Origin of the sequence: Halorubrum sp. Eb13 (genome assembly GCF_002252895.1) — an archaeon.
Taxonomy (GTDB): domain Archaea; phylum Halobacteriota; class Halobacteria; order Halobacteriales; family Haloferacaceae; genus Halorubrum.
The window spans coordinates 1-7,150 of record NZ_NHPE01000070.1 but is presented as its reverse complement, the minus strand read 5'-3'; the positions used below and the strand labels follow the sequence as shown (position 1 = coordinate 7,150).

At 71.9% G+C, this 7,150-nt stretch carries 8 protein-coding genes; 3 read left to right on the top strand and 5 right to left on the bottom strand.

What is annotated here, in order from left to right; genetic code table 11:
• The coding region (locus DJ75_RS08060; protein WP_275542255.1) for a non-canonical purine NTP pyrophosphatase at positions 1-315 on the bottom strand (315 nt) is incomplete at its 3' end.
• Positions 316-432: 117 nt separating this feature from the next.
• On the opposite strand from DJ75_RS08060, the gene DJ75_RS08055 reads away from it, so the two are divergent.
• From DJ75_RS08055 to DJ75_RS08045, 3 genes are all read left to right on the top strand, one after another.
• Positions 433-849 carry an SHOCT domain-containing protein gene (locus tag DJ75_RS08055; protein WP_094523987.1) on the top strand — a complete coding sequence of 139 codons (417 nt, stop codon included), beginning with the start codon at positions 433-435 and terminating at the stop codon, positions 847-849.
• 183 nt (positions 850-1,032) lie between these two features.
• Positions 1,033-2,358, top strand: coding sequence for a 5'-deoxyadenosine deaminase (locus tag DJ75_RS08050; protein ID WP_094523986.1), 1,326 nt, complete (start codon positions 1,033-1,035; stop codon positions 2,356-2,358).
• Between the two features lie 130 nt (positions 2,359-2,488).
• Positions 2,489-3,571 carry a DUF4382 domain-containing protein gene (locus DJ75_RS08045; RefSeq protein ID WP_094523985.1) on the top strand — a complete coding sequence of 361 codons (1,083 nt, stop codon included), beginning with the start codon at positions 2,489-2,491 and terminating at the stop codon, positions 3,569-3,571.
• A gap of 74 nt (positions 3,572-3,645) precedes the next feature.
• Here DJ75_RS08045 and DJ75_RS08040 read toward each other — a convergent pair whose 3' ends face one another.
• The 4 genes from DJ75_RS08040 to hemC all read right to left on the bottom strand — a co-directional run bounded on the left by DJ75_RS08040 (position 3,646) and on the right by hemC (position 6,941).
• Positions 3,646-4,047 carry a hypothetical protein gene (locus DJ75_RS08040; protein WP_094523984.1) on the bottom strand — a complete coding sequence of 134 codons (402 nt, stop codon included), beginning with the start codon at positions 4,045-4,047 and terminating at the stop codon, positions 3,646-3,648.
• A gap of 158 nt (positions 4,048-4,205) precedes the next feature.
• Positions 4,206-4,958 (bottom strand): uroporphyrinogen-III synthase, encoded by a 753-nt coding sequence (locus DJ75_RS08035; RefSeq protein WP_094523983.1) that lies wholly within the window; start codon positions 4,956-4,958, stop codon positions 4,206-4,208.
• Positions 4,955-5,770, bottom strand: a complete 816-nt coding sequence (cobA, locus tag DJ75_RS08030) for a uroporphyrinogen-III C-methyltransferase (RefSeq protein WP_094523982.1) — start codon at positions 5,768-5,770, stop codon at positions 4,955-4,957. The genes DJ75_RS08035 and cobA overlap by 4 nt, the downstream gene beginning before the upstream one ends.
• Positions 5,763-6,941, bottom strand: coding sequence for a hydroxymethylbilane synthase (gene hemC, locus DJ75_RS08025; protein ID WP_094523981.1), 1,179 nt, complete (start codon positions 6,939-6,941; stop codon positions 5,763-5,765). Before hemC ends, cobA begins: the two co-directional genes overlap by 8 nt.
• Positions 6,942-7,150 lie beyond the last annotated feature (209 nt).

The window sequence follows — 7,150 nt, the reverse complement described above, 5'->3', positions numbered from 1 at the left end:
GCGGAACGCGGCCCGGCGGTCGTCGAGGCCGGCGGCGATCTCGTGGACGCGCTCGACCCCGAGCGTCTCCTCCACGTACGAGGAGTACGGACCGGGGAACCCGTCGAGCCCCTCAACGAACAGCCCCGCGTCGTCGACGAGCACCGACTCGCCCGCGTGGCGGTACGCCTCCCGCGCGCCCCGCGCGGCGATCGGCCCGAGCCCGTCGGCCTGGATCTCCGTGTAGTCGAAGTCGAGTCGCTCCACCGAGCCGTCCGGCAGGTACCGCTCCGCCTCACGCACTTTCCCGGGGTTCGTCGTCACGTATCTGAGCACGGATCCGGCTGGGGGCGGCCGAAACGAATAGCCGTCGGTCGCGGGCGCCGCCGCGGTCGACCCGCTCGGCGGACCGCCGGCAGTACGCTTTTGTTGGTTCGTCGGAATCTCCCGCGTATGTCCCTCCCGACGTTCGAGAAAAAGCGGCTGATAGGGCTCGTCGCGGTCCTCTCGTTCGGGCTCACCTCGCTGTTCGCCGTCCTCCTCCCGGGGGCGTTGGGGCCGCTGATCCCCGCCACGTTCATCCTCGGCTTCTTCGTGATCATCCCGCTCGTGCTGCTGCTCGGCGAGGACTTCCCGCTCGTCGAGTCCGGGGACGCGGCCGGTGCGTCGGCCGCGACGACCGCGGCGGCCGGGGATCCCCTGGAGACGCTCCGCGAGCGGTACGCCACCGGCGAGATCGGCGAGGAGGAGTTCGAGCGCCGGCTCGACCGACTGCTGGAGACCGAGGATCTGAAGGGCCGAATCGACGCCGACGCCGCGGACCGACGCGACTCCCGTGACCGTCGCGAGCGCGAGACGGAACTGGAGTAGCGGACGGGAGAACGCGGCGTCGACCGCTCCGTCGGTCGCCGTCGCTCGCCGCCGACCCGCGACCAGCGCCGCCGATCCGCGCCGCTCGCCGCCGATCCGCGCCGCTCGCCGCCGACCCGCGACCAGCGCCGCCGACCCGCGAAGGACACCCTCTTAAGAATCGACCATCAGGAACGGACGGACATGTTGATCGCCGGAACCGTCATCGCCGATCCGGAGACCGTCGTCCCCGACGGCGCGGTCGTCGTCGAGGGCGCGACGATCGCCGCGGTCGGCGCCGCCGCCGCCCTCCGCGAGGAGTACCCCGACCACGAGCGCCGCGAGGTCGACCTCGTCGCGCCCGGGTTGATCGGGGGCCACGTGCACTCGGTGCAGTCGCTCGGCCGGGGGATCGCCGACGACGCCGCCCTGCTCGACTGGCTGTTCGACGCCGTGCTCCCGATGGAGGCCGCGATGGACGCCGAGGCGACCCGCGCCGCCGCCGAGCTCGGGTACCTCGAATGCCTCGAGAGCGGGACGACGACCGTCGTCGACCACCTCTCCGTCAACCACGCGGAGCAGGCGTTCGAGGCCGCGATAGACACGGGGATCCGCGCGCGGCTCGGGAAGGTGCTGATGGACCGGGACTCCCCGGACGGACTCTTAGAGGACACGGACGCCGCGCTCGCCGAGAGCGAGGCGCTCGTCGAGGAGTACCACGGCGCCGCCGGCGGTCGGATCCGGTACGCGGTCACCCCCCGGTTCGCCGTCACCTGCACGGAGGCGTGCCTGCGGGGCTGCCGCGAGCTCGCCGACCGCCACGAGGGCGTGACGATCCACACCCACGCCAGCGAGAACGAGGACGAGATCGAGGCGGTAGCGGCCGACACGGGCCGACGAAACGTCCTGTGGCTCGACGAGGTCGGGCTCACGGGACCGGACGTGACGCTCGCCCACTGCGTCCACACAGACGAGCGCGAGCGAGAGGTGCTCGCCGAGACCGACACGGTCGTCACCCACTGCCCCTCCTCGAACATGAAGCTCGCCTCCGGGATCGCCCCGGTCCACGACTACCTCGACCGGGGGATCGCGGTCGCGCTCGGCAACGACGGCCCGCCCTGCAACAACACGCTCGACCCGTTCACCGAGATGCGGCAGGCGAGCCTCCTCGGGAAGGTCGACGCGCGCGACCCGACCCGGCTCCCCGCCGCGACCGTGTTGGAGATGGCGACGACGAACGGCGCGCGCGCCGCCGGCTTCGACCGACTCGGCGCCCTTCGAGAGGGCCACCGGGCCGACGTGATCGGGCTCACCACCGACCGGACGCGCGCCACGCCGATCCACGACCCGCTCTCGCATCTCGTGTACGCCGCTCACGGCGACGACGTGGTCTTCACGATGGTCGACGGCGAGGTCCGGTACGAGGGCGGCGAGCACGTCGGGATCGACGCCGACGCGGTCCGCGAGCGCGCGACCCGACAGGCGAAGCGCGTGGTCGACGAAGCGGGCATCGACACGGCCGATCCGTGAACGGTCGCTCAGACGTCTCTCGTCGGTGTCTATCCGGCTAATCCAGACGATTGAAAGCGGTTTGATCCGCATTAATTCGGGCTGAGAATCTCCGTTATATACCCGTCCGGGGCGCGTTGGGTGAACCACCATGACGGACCGACCGCGGACGACAGGTGACGACCGCTCTCAGGACACCCCCGCCGACGGCTTCGGACGACGTGAGTTCGTGGCGCTCGGCGCGGGCGCGAGCGCGACGCTACTCGCCGGCTGCGCCGGCGACGATGCGCTCCCCTCGTCGGACGGCTCGGACGGCTCGGACGGCTCCGACGGGTCGCAGACGCTCACCGGTAATTTCCGGCTCCTCATCAGCGACGCGCCGGCCGACATCGGCGACTTCGATCAGCTGAACGTCACCCTCGACGAGGCTCGGATCTTCGAGGCACGGGACGAGGACGACGACGAAGACGATGACGACGAGGACGCGGAGCCCGACGAACAAGAGACAGACGGTGAGGACGACGGCTCGGAAGAGGCCGGGAACGCGACCGAAGCGGAGAACGACCCGCCGAACGGAACCGCGGACGAGGACGACGGGGAAGGCGATGCGGAGGACGACGAGGAAGGCGATGCGGAGGACGACGGGAACGAAGACGAGGAGGACGAAGACGGAGACGCGGAGGAGCGCGGCTTCACCGTCGTCGACCTCGACGGCGCCACTGTCGACCTCACGCGGGTGATCGAGGAGGACGCTATGGCCGTGTTCGACGGTGAAATTCCGGCGGGAAGCTACGAGAAGATCGAGCTCTCCGTCTCCGCCGTCGAGGGGATCGTCGACGGCGGGGAAGTCGACGTGAAGCTCCCGAGCGAGAAGCTCCGGATCACGAACGGGTTCGAGGTCACGCCCGACGAACCAGTCAGCTTCGTCTTCGACATCAACGTCGTCAAGCGCGGTCCGAACAACGGCTACATCCTCAAACCCGTGATCTCCGGGAGCGGGGTCGCGGGCCGGGACGTCGACGTCAACGAGATCGACGACGATGACGACGAGGACGAATCCGCCGCCGACGCCGAGGAAGCGGACGGGTCGGACAGCGACGAGGACGAATCCGCCGCCGACACCGAGGAAGCGGACGGGTCGGACGGCGACGAGGACGGGTCCGACGGCGACGGCGCCGCCGAAAACGAAACCGACGGTGCCGGAAACGAGACCGCCGCCGGCAGCGACAGCTAACCGCGGTACAGCGATTCGGGCAAGGCCGGCGTCGCTCGAACCGGCACCGGCTTCTATTTGAAACGAGGACCCGCCTACGACGACGTCTCGGCGGAAGGGACGGCGGTCGACGGACGCTTCGCCCACTCCAGCGCGGGGTCGGTGTCGTTGAACGCCTCGGTGTCGACCCCTTCGACGTCGATAGTCCGCTTGAGGTAGCGGCGCTTCGAGCGCTCGCCGACGACGGCGAACCGGTCCACGCCGCGGGCGACGGCGATCTGGGCCGACTCCCGGAGCGCCCGCCGCCCGGCGTCGGAGCAGGGCCGGCTCGTCCGCACGAGGATCACGACGGCGTCGACCGCGCGGTCGGCGGTGACCGTCCGCCACCGATCGAGCAGCGCCTCGCTGTCGGCGGGGCTAAGCCCCGTTCCGTGTGGGAACTCGACGACTAGCACCTCGTCGTCGGTCCGCAGCGACCAGCGCTCGCTCGGTTGCATGTCATTGCTTCTCACCTGTCGGATAATAAATGTGCGTTCCAAATTATCTGATCTGATTCCTTGCGACAGGGCGGACGCGGCGGATCGCGTCGGAAGCGCACCGAGCGACGGATTCCCGGCCGTGTGGTCGAAGCGAGCGAACGTATCGGTCCCGAGAACTACCGGTCCGGACCGACGTCACCGTCCGTCGCCGCCGCCACGACCGCCTCGGCGAGGGCCGCGAAGTCGGCGTCCCCCGGAACGACGTCGACGTCGATCCCGTGTTCCGCCGCCGTCTCCGCGGTCGGCGGGCCGATCGCGCCCACGGTCGCGTCGTCGAGGCCGGCGATCGCCGCCTCGCGGATCCCCCGCTCGTCGGCGGCCTCGAGGAAGTGAGTCACCGTGAGCGACGAGGTGAACGCGGCGGCGTCGAGGTCGCCCGCGGCGGCCCGCTCGGTGGACTCGCCCGCCCCCTCCGGCCGTGTCAGCCGGTACAGCACCGTCTCGTTGACCGTCGCGTCGGCGTCGCGGAGGCCCTCGATCAGCACGTCGCTGCCGTGGTCCGAGCGGGCCACCTCGACGGCCTCGCCGGCGACGCGCCCGGAGAGCGCCTCGACCAGCCCCGCCGAGGTGTACTCGTCGGGGACGACGTCGACGGTCCAGCCGGCCTCGCGCGCCGCGGCGGCGGTCGCGGGGCCGATGGCGACGAGCGTCGCGTCGCCCGGCTCCCAGCCCGCCTCGGCCGCGAGCTCGACGCCGGTCTTGCTCGTGAGGACGACGTACGGCGCCGCGGCCGGCACCGCCCCCGTCGCTTCGACCGCGAGCATCGGGTCGGCGACCGGCTCGGCGCCGAGCGACTCCAGCAGCGCCGCGGCGTCGTCTATCCGCTCGTCGGCCGGGCGGAAGACGGCGACGCGGGGGGCGTCGCTCACGCCTCCTCACCCCGCCCGCCGTCGTTTCGGAGGAACTCGACGACCCGGTCCCGGGCCGCGGCCACGTCGCCGATCACGGTGATCGCGGGCGGCTCGATCCCGGCCTCGTCGCGGACCTCGACGATCGAGTCGAGGGTGCCGGTCGCGACGCGCATCCCCGGCCACGTCGCGCGCTCCACCAGCGCGACGGGGGTGTCGCCGGCGAGCCCGGCGTCGCGGAGCTCGGCGGCGTACGCGGGCAGCTTGCCGACGCCCATCAGCACGACGATCGTCCCGCCGGTCGCGGCGAGCGCGTCCCAGTCGACCGCCGACTCCTCCTTCGTCGGGTCCTCGTGGCCCGTGACGAAGGAGACGGAGGAGGCGTGATCGCGGTGCGTCACGGGGATCCCGGCGACTGCGGGCCCCGCGATCGCCGAGGTGACGCCCGGGACGACCTCGAAGGGGACCCCGGCGTCGGCGAGGTGTTCGGCCTCTTCGCCGCCCCGGCCGAAGACGAACGGGTCGCCGCCCTTGAGCCGGACGACGGACTTCCCCTCGCGCGCGAGTTCGACCAGCCGTCGGTTCGTGTACTCCTGGGGGGTCCACTCGCCGCCGGCGCGCTTGCCGACGTCCTCGCGCTTCTCGGCCGGGATCTCTCCGAGTATCTCCGGGCCGGGGAGCTTGTCGTGGAGGACCACGTCGGCCGACTCGATCAGCCGGGCGGCCTTCACGGTCATGAGGTCCGGGTCGCCCGGCCCCGAGCCGACGAGGTAGACGGTGCCGATGTCGGCCGATTCCCCGCCGTCGTCGCCCTCGCTTTTCGCCTCACTCATCGTCCGCCTCCTGCCGGGTCCCCTGGTCCACTTCGGCCTCCTCGCGGGCGGCGGCGATCAGATCGGCCGCGCCACGGTCCGCCAGGTCCGCCGCGAACGACTCGGCCGCCTTCGCGTGCGACCGGATCGGGAGGTCGCGGGTGTCCGCCACCTCCTCGGTGCCGTCGGTAGAGAGCACGCGGACGCGGGTGTGGACGTGCTCGCCCTGCACGAGCGCCGAGACGCCGATGGGGGCGACGCAGCCGCCGTTGAGTTCCCCGAGGATCGTCCGCTCGACGGTGACCGCCACCCGGGTCCGGGGGTGGTCGACCGCGGAGCGCACGTCCTCGATCACGTCCGGGTCGGTCGCGGTCACCGCGATGGCGCCCTGGCCCGCCGCGGGAACGAACTCCTCGCGGGGAAGCCGGGTCGTGGGAATCTCGTGGAACAGGTCGGAGCGCCGGAGCCCTGCCTCCGCGAGGACGACGGCGTCGTACTCGGTTTCGACCTTCCGCTCCATCGCCGAGCGCTCCAGGTCGGAGAGCGAGTCGAACCACTCCTCGACGGTGCGGTCGAACTCCTCGTCGATCTCGGGGTCGTCGCTGTCGGCGTCCTCGGCGCCGTCTTCGGCGTCGTCAGCACCGCTCTCCTCGGCGGTCATCGCGCTCGCCTCGCCCGAGGCGATCAGCCGGCGCTCGTGTTCCGCCTGGAGGCCGGGCGCGAGCAGCTTCTCGATCCGGGTGTCGACGTTGCCGCGGAGCGGCTCGACGACGAGGTCCGGGCGCGCGGCTTTGAGCTGGGCGGTCCGCCGGAGCGAGCCCGTCCCGATCACCGCGCCCGAGGGCAGGTCATCGATCCCGACCCCGTCGGGGTGGACGAGCACGTCGCCCGAGGGCGCGCGCTCGGGGACGCCGGCGACGACCATGTCGTCCATCCCCTCGGTCGGCACGTCCTTCAGGGAGTGGACGGCGAGGTCGGCGTCGCCGCCGAGCACCTCCTCGTCGAGCGATCGGACGAAGGCGCCGGTCTTCCCGAGCCGGTGGATCAGCTCGTCGGGGATCTGGTCGCCGCGGGTCTCGACGCGGCGGAGTTCCACGTCGCGTCGGCGGCTCGACAACGCGTCGCGGACGGTCCCGGCCTGCCGGAGGGCGAGGTCCGACCCGCGCGTGGCGAGCCTGAGGGTCTCGGTCATACCTGACCGGACGGTCCCCGCGTTCAAAAGGGCATTAGTTCGGGCGTCGCGCCGGAACGCGGACGGAAGGAGAGCGCCGCCGCGACAATTTATAAACAGAACCGGCGTGCGCCTGCGAGCGGCCGTGAGGCCGCGAGCAGACCGCACGAGGGAGGTGGCGGTCCGGCGCGGCCCCGCCCGCGCCGGGCCGTCCGCCGAGGTTGGGGAGG